This window comes from Mesorhizobium sp. M1E.F.Ca.ET.045.02.1.1, assembly GCF_003952485.1.
Classification (GTDB): domain Bacteria; phylum Pseudomonadota; class Alphaproteobacteria; order Rhizobiales; family Rhizobiaceae; genus Mesorhizobium.
This window is the reverse complement of the sequence record NZ_CP034447.1, coordinates 1,904,456-1,919,838: the sequence shown is the minus strand read 5'-3', so window position 1 is coordinate 1,919,838 and position 15,383 is coordinate 1,904,456. Positions and strand designations below refer to the sequence as shown.

At 64.9% G+C, this 15,383-nt stretch carries 16 protein-coding genes and 1 tRNA gene; 3 read left to right on the top strand and 14 right to left on the bottom strand.

All coding sequences use genetic code 11. The features are described from left to right. Nucleotides 1-828 (bottom strand): glycosyltransferase family 2 protein, encoded by an 828-nt coding sequence (locus EJ070_RS09120; protein ID WP_126091052.1) that lies wholly within the window; start codon nt 826-828, stop codon nt 1-3. Between the two features lie 322 nt (nt 829-1,150). On the opposite strand from EJ070_RS09120, the gene EJ070_RS36220 reads away from it, so the two are divergent. Further along, the gene (locus EJ070_RS36220) at nt 1,151-1,324 is read left to right on the top strand and encodes a hypothetical protein (protein ID WP_189350454.1); all 174 of its coding nucleotides are present in this window, start codon (nt 1,151-1,153) and stop codon (nt 1,322-1,324) included. 29 nt (nt 1,325-1,353) lie between these two features. Here EJ070_RS36220 and EJ070_RS09115 read toward each other — a convergent pair whose 3' ends face one another. Together EJ070_RS09115 and EJ070_RS09110 are read right to left on the bottom strand one after the other, a co-directional pair. Next, nucleotides 1,354-1,875, bottom strand: coding sequence for a GNAT family N-acetyltransferase (locus tag EJ070_RS09115; RefSeq protein WP_126091051.1), 522 nt, complete (start codon nt 1,873-1,875; stop codon nt 1,354-1,356). Then, nucleotides 1,872-2,117 (bottom strand): DUF1778 domain-containing protein, encoded by a 246-nt coding sequence (locus EJ070_RS09110; RefSeq protein ID WP_245464839.1) that lies wholly within the window; start codon nt 2,115-2,117, stop codon nt 1,872-1,874. Before EJ070_RS09110 ends, EJ070_RS09115 begins: the two co-directional genes overlap by 4 nt. A 411-nt stretch (nt 2,118-2,528) precedes the next feature. Here EJ070_RS09110 and EJ070_RS09105 point away from each other — a divergent pair, with 411 nt between their 5' ends. Further along, nucleotides 2,529-2,720, top strand: coding sequence for a Flp family type IVb pilin (locus EJ070_RS09105; RefSeq protein WP_126091049.1), 192 nt, complete (start codon nt 2,529-2,531; stop codon nt 2,718-2,720). A gap of 104 nt (nt 2,721-2,824) precedes the next feature. On the opposite strand, the gene EJ070_RS09100 is transcribed toward EJ070_RS09105, so the two are convergent. From EJ070_RS09100 to EJ070_RS09045, 11 genes are all read right to left on the bottom strand, one after another. Beyond that, nucleotides 2,825-3,130 carry a UBP-type zinc finger domain-containing protein gene (locus EJ070_RS09100; RefSeq protein ID WP_126091048.1) on the bottom strand — a complete coding sequence of 102 codons (306 nt, stop codon included), beginning with the start codon at nt 3,128-3,130 and terminating at the stop codon, nt 2,825-2,827. Beyond that, on the bottom strand, nt 3,130-4,812 hold the full coding sequence (locus EJ070_RS09095; protein WP_126091047.1) for an FAD-dependent oxidoreductase: 1,683 nt from the start codon (nt 4,810-4,812) through the stop codon (nt 3,130-3,132). The genes EJ070_RS09100 and EJ070_RS09095 overlap by 1 nt, the downstream gene beginning before the upstream one ends. A gap of 150 nt (nt 4,813-4,962) precedes the next feature. Further along, nucleotides 4,963-5,047 (bottom strand) — tRNA-Leu (locus EJ070_RS09090). A 335-nt stretch (nt 5,048-5,382) separates the two neighbouring features. Then, entirely contained in the window at nt 5,383-6,003 is a 621-nt protein-coding gene (locus EJ070_RS09080; RefSeq protein WP_126091046.1) for a 2,3-bisphosphoglycerate-dependent phosphoglycerate mutase, read from the bottom strand. A 91-nt stretch (nt 6,004-6,094) separates the two neighbouring features. Next, nucleotides 6,095-6,916, bottom strand: coding sequence for a 4-hydroxy-tetrahydrodipicolinate reductase (gene dapB, locus EJ070_RS09075; RefSeq protein ID WP_126091045.1), 822 nt, complete (start codon nt 6,914-6,916; stop codon nt 6,095-6,097). Beyond that, a complete protein-coding gene (locus tag EJ070_RS09070) occupies nt 6,913-8,772 on the bottom strand; it encodes an ABC transporter ATP-binding protein (RefSeq protein ID WP_126091044.1) in 1,860 nt (619 codons plus the stop codon). Before EJ070_RS09070 ends, dapB begins: the two co-directional genes overlap by 4 nt. A gap of 232 nt (nt 8,773-9,004) precedes the next feature. Next, nucleotides 9,005-10,024 carry a glucokinase gene (locus EJ070_RS09065; RefSeq protein ID WP_126091043.1) on the bottom strand — a complete coding sequence of 340 codons (1,020 nt, stop codon included), beginning with the start codon at nt 10,022-10,024 and terminating at the stop codon, nt 9,005-9,007. A gap of 351 nt (nt 10,025-10,375) precedes the next feature. Next, nucleotides 10,376-11,458: a penicillin-insensitive murein endopeptidase gene (gene mepA / locus EJ070_RS09060; RefSeq protein WP_126091042.1), complete on the bottom strand. Its 1,083-nt coding sequence runs from the start codon at nt 11,456-11,458 to the stop codon at nt 10,376-10,378. 89 nt (nt 11,459-11,547) lie between these two features. Then, on the bottom strand, nt 11,548-12,453 hold the full coding sequence (locus tag EJ070_RS09055) for an SDR family oxidoreductase (protein WP_126091041.1): 906 nt from the start codon (nt 12,451-12,453) through the stop codon (nt 11,548-11,550). Between the two features lie 15 nt (nt 12,454-12,468). Then, nucleotides 12,469-13,620 (bottom strand): tRNA epoxyqueuosine(34) reductase QueG, encoded by a 1,152-nt coding sequence (gene queG / locus EJ070_RS09050; protein WP_126091040.1) that lies wholly within the window; start codon nt 13,618-13,620, stop codon nt 12,469-12,471. After that, the gene (locus EJ070_RS09045) at nt 13,601-14,293 is read right to left on the bottom strand and encodes a glutathione S-transferase family protein (RefSeq protein WP_126091039.1); all 693 of its coding nucleotides are present in this window, start codon (nt 14,291-14,293) and stop codon (nt 13,601-13,603) included. The genes queG and EJ070_RS09045 overlap by 20 nt, the downstream gene beginning before the upstream one ends. Before the next feature lie 160 nt (nt 14,294-14,453). Here EJ070_RS09045 and EJ070_RS09040 point away from each other — a divergent pair, with 160 nt between their 5' ends. Continuing rightward, a complete protein-coding gene (locus EJ070_RS09040; protein WP_126091038.1) occupies nt 14,454-15,260 on the top strand; it encodes an undecaprenyl-diphosphate phosphatase in 807 nt (268 codons plus the stop codon). Nucleotides 15,261-15,383 lie beyond the last annotated feature (123 nt).

Below are 15,383 nucleotides of genomic sequence, written 5' to 3'. Positions count from 1 at the left end.
TCAGACTCGGCGCCTGACCAGCTTCTTTCGCAGCCGAGCGGCCTCTATTCTGTCGAGCAATATCTTCTCGTTCGCGGCAGCGCGGCCGCGATCGGCGGGCTTGTGCCAGATGTGCAGCACCTCGGTCGCCCATGTGCCGGCGCGGCGGACGACGCCCTTGTCCTGCAATCGGAAGACGAAGTCGACGTCCTCGTGGCCCCAGCCCGTGAAGGTCTCGTCGAAGCCGCCGACGGCAACCGCATCGCTTTTCCAGCAGGCGAGATTGCATCCCTTGATGCGCCGCCAAACGAAGGATCGGTAGTCCGACAGCCTTTGCCAGGGCACGCGCATGAAAAACGAGGCGATTTTGGCGGTGTCGCTCTTGAGGCGATAGCGCAGGATGTTCCGGCGGAAGGTGTGATAGTCCCAGATTCCTCCCGCCAGCAGCGCCTTGCTGAACTCCCGGCCGAGCAGGATGCGGCTGCCGGTGATGAGGTAGTTCGGCCTGGCCAGCGCGCGATGCCGGGCGACGAAGTCGGGCTGCGGGATACAGTCGCCGTCAAGGAAGATGAGATAGGCGCCTCGCGCCTCGCCTATAGCCTTGTTCAGGATTGCGGATTTGCGAAAGCCGACATCCTCATGCCAGACATGCCTGACGGGAATTGGCGCGGAGCAGGCAAAGGCTTCGATCACCTCGGCCGTATCGGGCCGCGATCCGTCATCGGCGACGATGACCTCGAAGCAGCGCTCGGTTTGGCCGGCGAGCGATTGCAGATTGAGCCGCAGCGCCTCCGGCCAGTTGTAAGTGGAGACGATCACTGAAACTGGTACAGCTTCGGGCCGGGTCATGAAAATGACCCTGCCGTTTCTTCGCCCCGATCAAAAAAGCAATTGGGCACGTCGTAAAAACGCGCCTCTCCGCGCGCGTACTTCACGCGGAGTGTCCCCCCAAGCATTTGTTACACCCCACCCCAGAAAGCCCGGTGTTTTCTATTGCGCCCGGCCGGTTTTCGTCAATATCGCCGCGCTTTTATTCGGCACGGCAAATCGGCAAAGGCGGGCGGGGCGGCCTCGGCGGCGTTCGAATTCCGCGCGGTTAACGGAATCGGAAGGGGTTGTTTAACCGTTCGCTACTATGTCCGCCGCCGGGAGGCAGGACAGAGTGAGTGCGATGAACGACAGCCCCGAAAAGCGCAACGAATGGCGCGCCATTTTCTACGTGCAGGCGCGCGTCGCCATTCTGTTTGTGCCGATCATCGTCAGCCTTCTGATCGTCGGCGTGCTGGCCGGCAACGACCACGATCCCGATGGCATCGACCGGACTGTTACCAGTTCGGTGAAGTAGGCGGCGCTGGTCGTTAGCCTCTATCCGCTTCATCCGCTTTTGCTGGTTGGTTCCTTTGGTCTGATCGCCTCACGCAGATCGGCGAGAGAGATCACCAGCGTCATGGGATCGCGAGGCGAGGGGTCGAACCCAAGCGCCGTATAGTAGCTTCGCGCTTCATCCGAGATGGCGTGGACCAAGATGCCGCGGATGCCGAGCGACCCTGCAGCATTCATCACCCTGCGCGCTGCATCCTGGACGAGCGCCCTGCCGATTCCTTGTCGCTGACAGGAAGTGTCGATTGCGAGACGAGCAAGAATTGCTACCGGAATCGGATCGGGCATGTTGCGCCGAAACCGGCCTGGCACATGGCTGGCAATGACGCCGCCCGAAGCGAGCGCGTAGTAGGCGACAACCTTGTCGTCCTTGCAAGTGACGAAGGTGCGTGTCGCGCCACTGTCCTGGTTGGCGAGCGCTCGGCGTTTGACCCAGTCATCCGACGCCGGAATGCCGGATGAAAAAGACGAAAGGTCGTGGCCACGATCCAGCGGTACCGGCGCCTGGAGCGTCACTTAGTTTCCCATGGCAGTGGCGCGTTCATCAGTTTGGACAGTCGCTCGTTCGACTTGGCCGGCACATCGAGCAGAGCAAGGAATTCGGCATAGGCTTCCGGCGAGACCTTGATAAGCGTGCGCTCGAGCAGCGTGTCCTCAGCCATACGCCGGGCAGCGTCGAGGATGAAATCCGTCCGGGTCTTGCCGAGCGTCCGCGCGGCTTCGTCGATCAAGCCGCGCTCCTCGGGCTTGATGCGCATGTTCAGCGTGCTTCTCTTGGAAGCGTCTGGAGGTTCGTGCTTCATTGTTCAAGAGTAGTAGCGTGTAATGACGTTGTCATTATAGTGAGAGCGGGTTTTGTTCACATCGAGATGAATGCATATGCCATAAAAGGCTTTTGTTGAGCGGTATAGACAAGAGTCTAGCGCAGAGCAAACCGCAAAAGTCAGTCAGCCACGCTAATTTTCCCATCGAGTACCGTGATTGGGCATCGCTTGCCCTATATATTAGGTATAGCTTTATAACGATGTGCTATTATGTCAAGCTAACCTTCAAGCTCTATTCCAGATATGGCTGCAATAACAGAATTTTAACTGTTTGGATTAAGGTCTTCAAAATTGTTTCTTTATAGGTTGAGCAGGTCACCAACGGGGCAACAAGGGAATCCTCCAATGCTCAATCTAATCAAGCGTTTCAAGAACGACGAATCCGGTGCAACGGCTATCGAATACGGCCTGATCGCGGCGCTGATCGCACTGGCGATCATGGTCGGAGCAAGCTCGCTCGGCGGGGCGTTGAACACAAAGTTCAATCACATAGCCGACTGCGTTGCGGACCCGAACGCGTCTGGATGTGCGAAATAAGTTTCTGCCCACGTGTTACAGCACGGGCTTTTGGGGTCGCCTTCGGGCGACCTCTTTTTTTTGCGCCGCGCAGGCAAGTGGCGCGCCGAGAGGTCAGGGCCGCCTCAAACAAAGCGTGGGATCGGTCCGTTCTGCGGCGTGGTGCGGCCGCCGAGGTCGATGAAAACCTCGTCGACATAGCACCAGCCCCATCCCTCCGGCGGGTCGTAGCCCTCGATGACCGGGTGGCTTGTGGCGTGGAAATGCTTGGTGGCGTGGCGGTTGGGCGAGTCGTCACAGCAGCCGACATGGCCGCAGGTGCGGCAGAGCCTTAGATGCACCCACCAGGATCCGCTCTTCAGGCATTCCTCGCAGCCGAGCGCGCTCGGCGTGACGTCCTGGATGTCCTCCGTATGCCTGCATTCGTTCATCACGATCTCCTGGAGTTGCTCTGAGCGGCGCGGCTCTGCGCAAGATAGGCATGCAATGCCGACACCACCTGGGCGCCTTCGCCGACGGCCGCCGCGACCCGTTTCGTCGAGCCGCAGCGAACGTCGCCGATGGCGAACACGCCGCCGCGGCTTGTCTCCATCGGGCCGTGTCCCGGCGCCACATCCGGCCCCGTTCGCACAAAACCCTTGGCGTCCAGCATCACATTGCAGCTTGCCAGCCAGTCGGTGTTCGGGTCGGCGCCGATGAACAGGAAGACATGGCGGATGGCACGCGTCGTCTCCACGCCGGTGACCCGGTTGCGCCAGCGCACCTGGTCGAGATTGCCTTCGTGGCCGTCGAGCGCCTCGATCTCGGTCTCGGTCAGCACCTCGATGTTCGGCTGCGCCTCGATGCGCTCGACCAGATAGCGCGACATTGTGGCATCGAGGCTGTCGCGGCGCGCCAGGAGCGTCACTTTCCGCACCTGGCTGGCCAGGTAGACAGCCGCCTGGCCGGCCGAATTGCCGGCGCCGACCAGCGCGACCTCCTGCTCCCGGCAAAGCCGCGCCTCGATCGGCGAGGCCCAATAATGCACCGACGTGCCCTCGAACTGCGCGAGGTTGGCGATATCGAGGCGGCGGTAGCGTGCCCCGCTGGCGATCACCACCGTGCGCGTACGTACGCTTTCGCCGTCGCCGACATCGAGCCTGTAGCCGGGCATGTCGTCGGCGGCGCCGAGCAGCTTCGCCTCGTCCGGGATCACCATCTCGACGCCGAACTTCTGCGCCTGGTTGTAGGCGCGCGCCATCAGCGCCATGCCCGTAATGCCGGTCGGGAAGCCGAGATAGTTCTCGATGCGCGAGGAAGCGCCAGCCTGCCCGCCGAAGGCGCGGCAATCGAGCACGATCGTCGACAGCCCTTCCGAGCCGGCATAGACCGCCGCGGCCAGCCCCGCCGGCCCGGCACCGACAATGGCCACGTCATAGACTTTGCCGGCATCGATCGGCCGCAGCAGGCCGACGCAGCGCGCGAGCTCGCTCTCGCCCGGATTGTGCAGCAGCTTGCCATTGGGACAGAGCACGATCGGCAGATGATGCGGATCGACATGGAAGCGCTCGATCAGCGTCTTGGCGCAGGGATCGGTGTCGGAATCGAGCGCGCGGTGCGGCAGGCCGCTGCGGGTGAGAAAACCCTGCAGCCGCAGCACGTCGCCATTGCCGGGAGGTCCGATGACGACCGGTCCGCTGACGCCGCTTTCGAGCAGACCGACGCGGCGCAGGATCAGCGCCCGCATGATGCGTTCGCCAAGGTTCGCCTCCTGCACCATCAGGTCGCGCAGGCGCTGCGACGGGATGACGATGGCCTCGACCGGCTCGGCCGCTTCGGCATTGACCAGCGACGGCCGGTTCGAAAGCTGCGCCAGCTCGCCGATGAAGTTGCCGGAGCCGTAGGTGATGATCGCCTCGGGCCGGCCAAGGCCGCCGGCCTGCGTGATGTCGACCCTGCCCGACAGGATGAGGATCAGCCCGGGCGAGACCGAGCCGGCCGTGACGATAGGCTCCGCGGCGTCATAGGCGCGCGCTTCACCGAAGCGGCGCATGCGCTCGATGTCCGCATCGGTCAGGATCGGAAACATCTGGTCGCGGCGGGCGGCGATGGTCGGGCTGACGGAAGGGGCCATGGGGCGGACCGTAACGCCAGGGGTGCTAGGTTTGAAGCGGTTTGTTCGGGGACTGGCCGGGAGGGGAGGTGGATGGCGAAGCTCAGAGGCTACGGCCAATCACGAATGTCGTAAATCTGGAAGCGCTATCCCGTTGGCAGTCGGGAAAGATGGTGCCCAGAAGAGGACTCGAACCTCCACTCCTTGCGGAACACGGACCTGAACCGTGCGCGTCTACCAATTCCGCCATCTGGGCTGGTGCGGGCTCATGTAAGCGGGCAAACGATATGTGTCAACGCGCTTTTTTCGTCTGCGTCGGCGCTGCCCCTCATCGCCCTGCCGGGCCCTTCTCCCCGTATAGTGACGGGGAGAAGGGGCTGGCCTCGGCCTCGGCGCCCTTCCTGCACCGCTGGCGACTGGCGAAATCGGCCAAGAGCTTCCCTCTCCCCGTCACTATACGGGGAGAGGATGCCGGCAGGCAGGTGAGGGGCAGCGCAAACGCCGGATGGGTAAGCGCGGGAACAGAAATCTGAAGTGATTTGCCTTGGAAACCGCGCGCCTAGTCGCCGCCGCAAGGAGGCAAAAGAGCCCTCACCCCTCCAGCACTTCCTTCTTCGCCACGGTCGAATCGGCGTTGAGCTTGTAGATCACCGGCACGCCGGTGCCGAGCTCGAGCTTGACGATCTCCTCGCCGCTCTTGCCGTCCAGCGCCATGATCAGCGCGCGCAGCGAGTTGCCGTGGGCGGCAACCAGCACCGTTTCGCCGCGCAGCACATGCGGCTGCACGTCGTGCAGGTAATAGGGCCACACGCGCGCGCCGGTGTCCTTCAGGCTTTCGCCGCCGGGCGGCGCGATGTCGTAGGAGCGGCGCCAGATATGCACCTGCTCCTCGCCCCATTTCTTGCGCGCGTCGTCCTTGTTGAGGCCCGACAGGTCGCCATAGTCGCGCTCGTTGAGCGCCTGGTCGCGGATGGTCTCGAGACTGCTCTGGCCGACCACGTCGAGAATGATCTGGCAGGTCTTCTGCGCCCGCTTCAGCGCCGAGGTGAAGGCGATGTCGAATTTCAGGCCGCGCGCCTTGAGCTTCTCGCCGGCGGCAAGGGCTTCCGCGTTGCCCTGCTCGGTCAGGCCGACGTCGCGCCAGCCGGTGAACAGGTTCTTCAGGTTCCATTCGCTCTGGCCGTGGCGCACGAGCACGAGAGTTCCCGACATGTTTGCTCCTGATAAGTGGTTCGATTTGAGCAATTCCAGGAAAAGTGTGTAGCGGCTTTCCGTTCGGAATTGCGTTGGAAAATAGGCCGCCTCAGCTCAGGCCGAGCACGTCCCGCATGGAATAGAGCCCGGGTTTCTTCGCGCGCGCCCAAAGCGCGGCTTTTACAGCGCCGCGGGCGAAGATCGCCCGGTCCTCGGCCTGGTGCGAGAGCGTGATGCGCTCGCCGGTGCCGGCGATGATCACGCTGTGCTCGCCGACCACCGAGCCGCCGCGCAGCGTCGCGAAGCCGATCGTGCCCGGCTTGCGAACGCCGGTGTGGCCGTCGCGCACCCGCACGCTGTTGTCCTTGAGAGCGATCTCCCTGCCCTTCGCCGCCGCCTCGCCGAGCAGCAGCGCCGTGCCGGACGGCGCGTCGACCTTGTGCTTGTGATGCATTTCCAGGATCTCGATGTCGAAATCTTGCGGGTCGAGCGCGCGTGCCGCCTGCTCCACCAGCACCGCCAAAAGATTGACGCCGAGGCTCATATTGCCGGATTTGACGATCGTGGCATGGCGCGCGGCCGCCGCGATCTTCGCGTCGTCCTCCGCCGAGCATCCGGTGGTGCCGATGACATGGACGATGCGCGCCTGCGCGGCATAGCCGGCGAATTCGACGCTCGCGCTAGGGGCCGTGAAATCGAGCACGCCGTCGGCCTTGGCGAAGGCCGGCAGCGGGTCGTCGACGATCGGCACGTTGATGGTGCCGATGCCGGCGAGCTCGCCTGCGTCCTTGCCGAGATAGGGCGAGCCCTGCCGTTCGACCGCGCCGGCGACGCGCGCGCCGGGAATCGTGTGGATGGCGCGGACCAGCGTCTGGCCCATCCGGCCGGCGGCACCCACCACCACCAGGCCCATATCGCCCGCTTCGCTCATGCGCTTCTCCTGACGGCTTTCTTCGCGCGGCTGCGCGGCGACGGAGTTTGGATCGGCCTGGCGTCGTCGACAAGCCCCAGGCCCTTGTTGCCCTGAACCCGGTGGAAGCGGGCATAGACGCTGTGCGGGTCGGCCATCAGCGAGGCATGCGTGCCTTCCTCGACCAGCCGGCCTTCCTCCAGCACGATGATGTGGTCGGCATTGACCACCGTCGACAGCCGGTGCGCGATGACGATGGTGGTGCGCCCTTCCATGACATGGGTCAGCGCTTCCTGGACGCGCGCTTCCGCCTCGTTGTCGAGCGCCGAGGTCGCCTCGTCGAGCAGAAGGATCGGCGCCTGGCGCACGATGGCGCGGGCGATCGAGACGCGCTGGCGCTGGCCGCCCGACAGCGTCACGCCGTTCTCGCCGACCGGCGTGTCATAGCCCTGCGGCTGCTGGCGGATGAACTCGTCGGCCGCCGCTTGGGCAGCCGCCAGCTCGATCTCGGCGTCGGTGGCCGAAAGCCGGCCATAGCGGATGTTATCGCGGATCGTGCCCTCGAACAGGTAGGGCGCCTGCGCGACATAGGCGATCGAGCTGCGAAGCGAACGCTTCGTCAGCTTGGAAATGTCCTGCCCGTCGACTTCGATTCTGCCGCTATCGACGTCGTGGAAGCGCTGCAAGAGCGCCACCAGCGTCGACTTGCCGGCGCCGGAGGCGCCGACGATCGCCGTGACCTTGCCGGCGGCGGCGGTGAAGCTCAGGTTCCTGAGCACCGGCATATCTTCGGCGTAACCGAAGGTGACATTGTCGAAGCGCACCTCGCCATTGCCGATACTGGCCTCGACCGCGTCCGGTGCGTCGCCCTGTTGCGGTTCGAGGTCGAGCAGCTCGTAGATCATGCGCGCGTTGACCAGGGCCCGCTCCATGCCGACCTGCGTGCGCGCCAGGCGTCGGGCAGGATCGTAAGCGAGGATCAGCGCGGTGATGAAGGAGAAGACCGCGCCCGGCGGCTCGCCGAGAACCAGCGCCTTATAGCCGGAATAGGCGATGACGCCGGTGACGGCGAGGCCGGCCAGCATGTCGGAAATCGGCGTCAGCCGCTCCGACACGCGCGCGATCTTGTTGCCGCGCTGCTCGGCGCTCTCGGAAAGCTTGCCGATGCGGCGCGAGAGCTCCTCCTCCATCGTGAAGGCTTTGACGATGGCGATGCCTTGCGTCGCTTCCTGCATGGCGCCGATCAGCCGCGAGTTGATCTGCACGGACTCGCGCGAGATGCGGCGCACGCGGCGCTGCAGATAGACGACGGCCCAGATCAGCGGCGGCCCGATCAGCAGCGAGGAAAGCGACAACAGCGGGTCCTGGTAGATCATGACGCCGATCAGGCCGATCAGCGACACCGCATCGCGCGCGATCGAGGTCAGCGTCATCGACAGAAGGTCGCGGATGCCGTTGATGTTTTCGTTGACCCGCGCCGCGAGCTGCCCGGAACGCGTGTCGGTGAAGAAGCCGACGCCGAGCTTCATCAGATGGTCGAAGATGCGGCGCTGGTAGCGCGCCACCAGATTGTTGCCGATCTTGGACAGCGTCACCGCCTGGCCATAGGTGGCAAGCCCTCGCAACACGAAGGAACCCATGATGCCTGCGCAGATCAGAAGGATCAGATCGCCGCGCCGCTCGTAGAAGATCTGGTTGACGACCGGGCTCATGATCCAGGCGGCGAAGGCCGTCGTGGCCGAAACGACCAGCGAGCAGGTGATGGCGACAACATAGGACCAGCGGTATTCGCGGCCGTTCTCGGCGATGATGCGGCGCAGGATCGCCCAGGTTTCGCCCGGCAGGGCCTTCGCTTGATGTTGAAGCGACTGGTTCAAATCGGGGTTTGTTCCGTGATTTTCGATTGGCCTCGCAGCCGGGCTGCAATTCGGCACCCCTCTTAGCGCCCCAGTGGCGGCTTGCCTATGGCGAAACTTCGTCGCGGCATCGCGAAAGCAGCGAAGGATGTTTTTAATTCCAGAGGCCGGCGCGTGCTTGGCACAGGCCTCTCAGACAGGGTCCCGGAGTCTCTGCGACGAAACTCCGCCCTGGGCTGGATCGCTGCCAGCCTCACGTCCGCCAGTGCCGCCCCGCAGTCTGGACGCCGAACAGCGAGGGGGTCCTGGCATAGGCGGCGAGGCCGAGGAGCGCCGCGAGCGGGTGCGTGATGACATAGACCGGCATCGAACGCATCAGCGCGCTGTGCGGCGCCTTGTCCTCGAAGGCGGCGCGGAAATTGCCGGCTTTCAGGGCCGGCACGATCTTTTGCGCGATGCCCCCGGTCAGGAACACGCCGCCGCGGCTCTTGAACACCAGCGCCAGGTCCCCGGCGGTGCGGCCGAGGCAGGTGACGAACAGTTCCAACGCTTCCTGCGCCACCGCGTCGGATTTGGCCAAAGCCGCGGCGGTGACCTCCGCCGGGGTGGTGAAAGGCATCGGTTTGGCATCCGTCTTGGCCACGGCGCGATAGAGGTTGACCAGCCCGCGGCCGCATAGGATCTGCTCGCCGGAAATGCGACCCTCGAGCTTTTCGATATGCGGGAACACCTCGAAGTCGCGCGGCGTGCGCGGGCCGATGTCCATATGCCCGCCCTCGCCCGGCACCGGTATCCAATGGCGCAGCGCGTAGATCAACCCGGCGACGCCGAGCCCGGTTCCGGGGCCGAGCACGACCCGCCCCGCGCTCGGTTCCGGCGTGCCGCCGCCGATCTTTTCCATATGCTCCTCGCCGAGCGCCACGACCGCCAGCGCCTGCGCCTCGAAATCGTTGAGCACGACGATTTCGCTCAAGCCCAGATTGGCGAACATCTGGTGCGGCTTGACCACCCAGGGGCAGTTGGTGAGCCGGATCTCGTCGCCGTCGACCGGGCCGGCGACCGCCAGCACCGCCGAATGCGGTTGGATCGACGAGCGGTCGAGCACCGCCGCCTGGATCGCCTCGTCGATGGTCTTGAAATTGGCCGTCTGCACGATCTGCGGCTCGGTCGCTTCCGAATTGGCGTCGAGCACGATGGAAAAGCGCGCATTGGTGCCGCCGATGTCGCCGATCAGGACCGGAAACCGCAGCGCTGTATCGTCTTCGCCTGCCATTTTTTCTCGCTCGTCCCCGTTCTGACCATCTGCCGCCTGTCTGTTCGTTGAACTAGCGCATGGGGTGGCAAAGGGAAAGCGGCTTAGCTTCAGGAGGCAACCCCTCTGACCGCTTGGCGGCCAGCTCAATCGCATATGGCAGCGCCAGCCCCCCTCTCCGGCCGCTTCGCGGCCACCTCTCCCCCATTTCATGGGGGCGAGGAAACGCTAACCGCTGATGTCGCAGCCTTGAAAAGCTTGGGTTCCTCGCCCCCACAAAGTGGGGGAGAGGTGGCTCGGCGAAGCCGAGACGGAGAGGGGGAGCGCCCTATGCGATTGTCCTGCCCTCAAAGGGGGGTCGCAGGCTGGGCCTCAGTTCCCCGGCCTTGGCCTTGGCAGCGGAATGCCGATCGAGGGCGTGGGCGCGAAGGCGCTGGCCTCGGCCGGGAGTGCCGCGGCGCTGCTGGAGATCGTCTGCGCCGGCTCGGCCGGTTCCGGCTTGGCGGCCGCTACCGCTGTCGCGCCGCCGCCTTGATAGGTGACAGCCTCCAGCGAAGGCGCGTCGGGCGCGGCGAGCACCGCCCGGCATTCTCTGGGCAGGTTGGCCATCGTCATCAGGTCGCGGGCCTTCGGCGCATCCGGGTTCTTGTTCGGCCGCCAGGGCTCCTCGGTGAACCACCAGGCAAGCGGCTTGCCGCAGCCGTCGTCGTCAGGCGTCGCATCCTGCGCCTTGCAGCCGGGCGAGCCCGGCTGGCAGCCGATGCGCATGTGGAAATGATAGTCGTGGCCCCAGAACGGCCGGATCTTGCGCAGCCAGGAACGGTCGCCGGTGACGGTGTCGCAGAGCTTCTTCTTGATGCCCGGATTGACCAGGATGCGCTCGACTTCCGCGTAGCTCGCCGCGCGCTTCAGAAGCCGCGTATGCGCCGGCGTCCACAGCGCGTCCTTCACCAGATGCGTTTTCTCGTCGACCATCAGCTTGGCGCTCATGGTCTCGCGCTGCGCAATCGTCAGCGGACGGCTCGGCATCGGGGTCAGCCAGATGTCGGCGTCGAGGCCGATCTGGTGCGAGGCATGGCCGGTCATCATCGGCCCGCCGCGCGGCTGCGAAATGTCGCCGATCAGCAAGCCGGGCCAGCCATCCGCATGGGCATCACGGGCGAGCTTCTCGATCAGCGCAATCATCGACGGATGGCCCCAGCGGCGGTTGCGCGAGGGGCGCATCACTTCCCAGCTCGGCCCGTCCATCGGCAAGGCGACGCCGCCGGTGAAACAGCCCTTGGAGTAGAAGCCGAAGGATTGCGCCGGCGCCACCGCCGGCAGCTTTTCGGCGCCGAACAGATCCTTGGCGCGGGGTTCGGCCGAGATCGCGGCCGCCGCCAGCGCGGCTAAAGTCACCAGCGCAAGCGCGGCGGTCAGGAACGGCTTCCTGTCGGGCAGCGATCGCAACGTCATCAGGTCGGGTCCCCTCTCCAGTGGCGCGACGCAATCCTCGGCGACATGCTTCAGGCGCGAATCATATCATGCCATGCGCTTCGCTTCGATCACGAGCGTTTCATCGGGCTGCGCGGTTCCCCATCCCGCCAGTTGCCGTCGGCCCACATCCGCTCCAGCGCCACCCGATAGTTCGGGAAACGGAAGCGATAGCCGGCCGCCTTGATCGCGTTGTTGGCGACGCGCTTGTTCTCGCCATAGAAAGAACGCGCCATGGGCGAAAGTTGGGCGGTCTCGAACGGAATTTCCGGCGGTGCCTCCACGCCCATCAATCCGGCGGCATAGGCGACGACATCCTGCGGCGGTGCCGGCTCGTCGTCGGTGACGTTGAAAATGCCGCCGAGATTCTGTTCGGCCAGATGCCAAAGCGCGCCGGCGATGTCGTCGCAATGGATGCGGTTGAACACCTGATCCTTCTTGACCAGCCGCCTTGCGATGCCGTCCTCGAGATTGGCCAGCGCGTTGCGGCCCGGGCCATAGATGCCGGACAGCCGCAGGATCGCCACCGGTTTTCCGATCTCTTGGCCGAGTTTCAGCCACTCCCGTTCGGCCGCCACCCGCATCGTCGAGCGCTTCGACACCGGCTTGCAGTCGGTGGTCTCGTCCACCCAGGCGCCACCATGGTCGCCATAGACGCCGACGGTCGAAAGATAGCCGATCCATGCAAGCGCCGGCATGCTCGCCCGGATCGTCTGGCCGGCGGCGTTGAGCGCCGGATCTCCCGCTTCGTCCGGCGCGACCGAGACGATGAGATGCGTGGTTTGCCGAAGCGCATCGCCGATCTTGGGCGTCAGCGAACCGTCGAAGCGCAACGGCTCGATCCCTGCCTGCCGCAGCGCCTCGAATTTTTCCGGCGAGCGCGTCGTCCCAAGGATCGGCGCGCCGTTTTCGTTGGCCCGGGCAAAGGCCTTGCCGGAATAGCCGGCGCCGAAAATGAAGAAGCGTTTTCCGCTCATCAATGAACCCCCCCTTCAACGATCCTTTGCGGGATCCGGCAGCGCCGAAAGCCATTCGTCGCGCACCGTCGCCTCGTTTTCCGTCTGCAAGGCCGATGCGGCAAACTCGGCAAAATCGCGCCGCGGCATCAGTAGCGATAGCGCCCATACTGCCGCACCCCGCACCAGCGGCGAGCCGTCGTCGAGCAGGCCGCGTACGATCGGCGCCAGCGAGACATCGCCGGAATTGCCGGCGGCGATCAAGACGTTGCGGACAAAACGATCGCGGCCGATGCGCTTGATCGGCGAACCGGAGAAAAAGGAGCGGAACGCCGCATCGTCGAGAAGCAGGAGCTCCGACAGCGGCGGCTCGCGCAGGTCGGCGCGGGCGGCAAGCTTGGCCTCGGAAGCGACACTGGCGAATTTGTTCCAGGGGCAGGCGGCCAGGCAGTCGTCGCAGCCATAGATGCGGTTGCCGATCTTCTCGCGGAATTCGAGTGGGATCGGCCCCTTGTTCTCGATGGTGAGGTAGGAGATGCAGCGCCGCGCGTCGAGCCGGTAGGGCGCTGGAAAGGCATTGGTCGGGCAGGCGTCGAGGCAGGCGCGGCAGGAGCCGCAATGGTCGATTTCCGCTTTGTCCGGTTCGAGCTCGGCCGTCGTGAAGATGGTGCCGAGGAAGAGCCATGAGCCATGCGCGCGGCTGACCAGATTGGTATGCTTGCCCTGCCAGCCGAGGCCCGCGGCTTCCGCCAGCGGCTTTTCCATGACCGGGGCCGTGTCGACGAACACCTTCACGTCGCCGCCGGCACGCGCGACGATCTTGCCGGCGATCTCCTTCAGGCGGCCCTTCATCACGTCGTGATAGTCGCGGTTTTGCGCATAGACCGAGATGGCGCCGCGATCGCGTTTTTGGAGCACATCGCGCGGATCGCGGTCCGGGCCGTAATTCATCGCCACAACGATGATCGAGCGCACTTCCGGCCACAGCGCCGAGGGCTCGGCTCGGCGTTGAAACGTCTCGGCGATCCAGTCCATCGAGCCGTGGAAACCGTCGGCGACGAATTCCGCCAGGCGCGCGGGCGCCTCCGGGATCGCATCCGGCGTGGTGACGGCGACGGCATCGAAGCCGGCGCGGCGCGCCTCCGCGTCGATCAGGGCGCGCAGTCTGTCAGAAGTCGAGGTCCGCATAATGCGATACCGGCGACAGGCCGCGCACCCGGTCGGTGAGCAGCGGCCGGAACGACGGCCTTGATTTCACCCGCGTATACCATTCGCGCGCGGCGGCATGCTCGCGCCAGTCGATCTCGCCGAGATAGTCGAGCACCGAAAGCGTCGCCGCCGCCGCGAGGTCGGCATAGGTCACCTTGTTGCCGGCCAGCCAATGGCGCGTTCCGGCGAGCCAATTGGTGTATTTCATGTGCTGGCGGATGTTGGCGCGCGCGGCGCGGATCGCCGCCGAATCGGGCGAGCCGCCGCCCGCCGTTTCCGGCATGACCGGCTTCAGCACGCGCTCACGCACCAGATGGCGGGTGACCTCGCTTTCGGCCTTCGCGAGATACCAGTCGGTCAGCCGGCGGATTTCGGCGCGCTGCATCGGATCTTCGGCAAACAGCCGCTTGTCGCGCTTGAGCACCCCGCGCGTCTCGTCGAGATATTCGGCGATCACCATGGCGCCGACGATCGGCACGTCGCCTTCGGCAAGCAGGATCGGCAGCGTGCCCGCCGGGTTCAGCGCCAGAAACTCCTTGCGCCGCGTCCAGGGCTTCTCCTCGATCAGCGCCAGCTCCTCGCCATACTCGCCGAAGGCGAGGCGCACGAAGCGGCAGGTGGCGAACATCGGATGGTGGAAAAGCGTCAGCATGGTTCCGCGATGATAGGGCGCACTGGCGAATCGCCTCCTGCGCCGGTAAGTCTTGGCGGCCCGTCATGCGGCCGTCACGGTGTTGCGACCTATAGGGGGACTTCCGCGCCGTGACAAGCAAGCCGTTGTCTTCAGCTATCCCCGAAATCCTGAGGTTGCCATGGAAAGCCAGACCATCGTCGAAGCGCTGCTGCTTGGGCTGCTGGAGGGCCTGACCGAGTTCATCCCGGTGTCGTCGACCGGCCACATCCTGCTCGCCGGCCATTTCCTCGGCTTCCATTCCACCGGCAAGGCTTTCGAGATCCTGATTCAGCTCGGCGCGATTCTCGCGATCTTGAGCGTCTATTTCCACCGCCTCTGGAAGATGCTGCTCGACCTGCCGCATGACCGCCTGACCCGGCATTTCGTCATCGGCATCCTGATTGCCTTCCTGCCGGCCGCGGTCATCGGCGCGCTGGCGCATGATTTCATCAAGACCTTCCTGTTCGAATCGCCGCGGCTGATCTGCATCATGCTGATCATCGGCGGCGTGGTGCTGCTTGCCGTCGACCGCATGAACCTCAAGCCGGTCTATCGCGACGTCGAGCGCTTCCCGACCCGGCTCTATCTGCAGATCGGCCTGTTCCAGTGCCTGTCGCTGATCCCCGGCACCTCGCGCTCCGGCTCCACCATCGTCGGCGCGCTGCTTCTCGGCGTGGAGAAACGCGCGGCGGCGGAGTTTTCCTTCTTCCTCGCCATGCCGACCATGGTCGGCGCCTTCGCCTTCGACCTGTTCAAGAACCGCAACGTGCTGACCTCGGCCGACCTGCCGATCATCACCGTCGGCTTCGTCGCCGCCTTCGTCAGCGCGCTGATCGTCGTGCGCTTCCTGCTCGATTTCGTCTCGCGCAAGGGCTACTCGCTGTTCGGCTGGTGGCGGCTTGTGGTTGGCGCGGTCGGGCTGGTCGCGCTGATGGTATGGGGATGAGGGCGGGCTTCGCCCGCACCACTTCGTCGAGTTCCCGCCAACCCCCCTCTGGCCTGCCGGCCATCTCCCCCGCAAGGGGGGAGATTGGCAGCTTAGGCGCCGCGCCCTTCTGCGATGTCCACA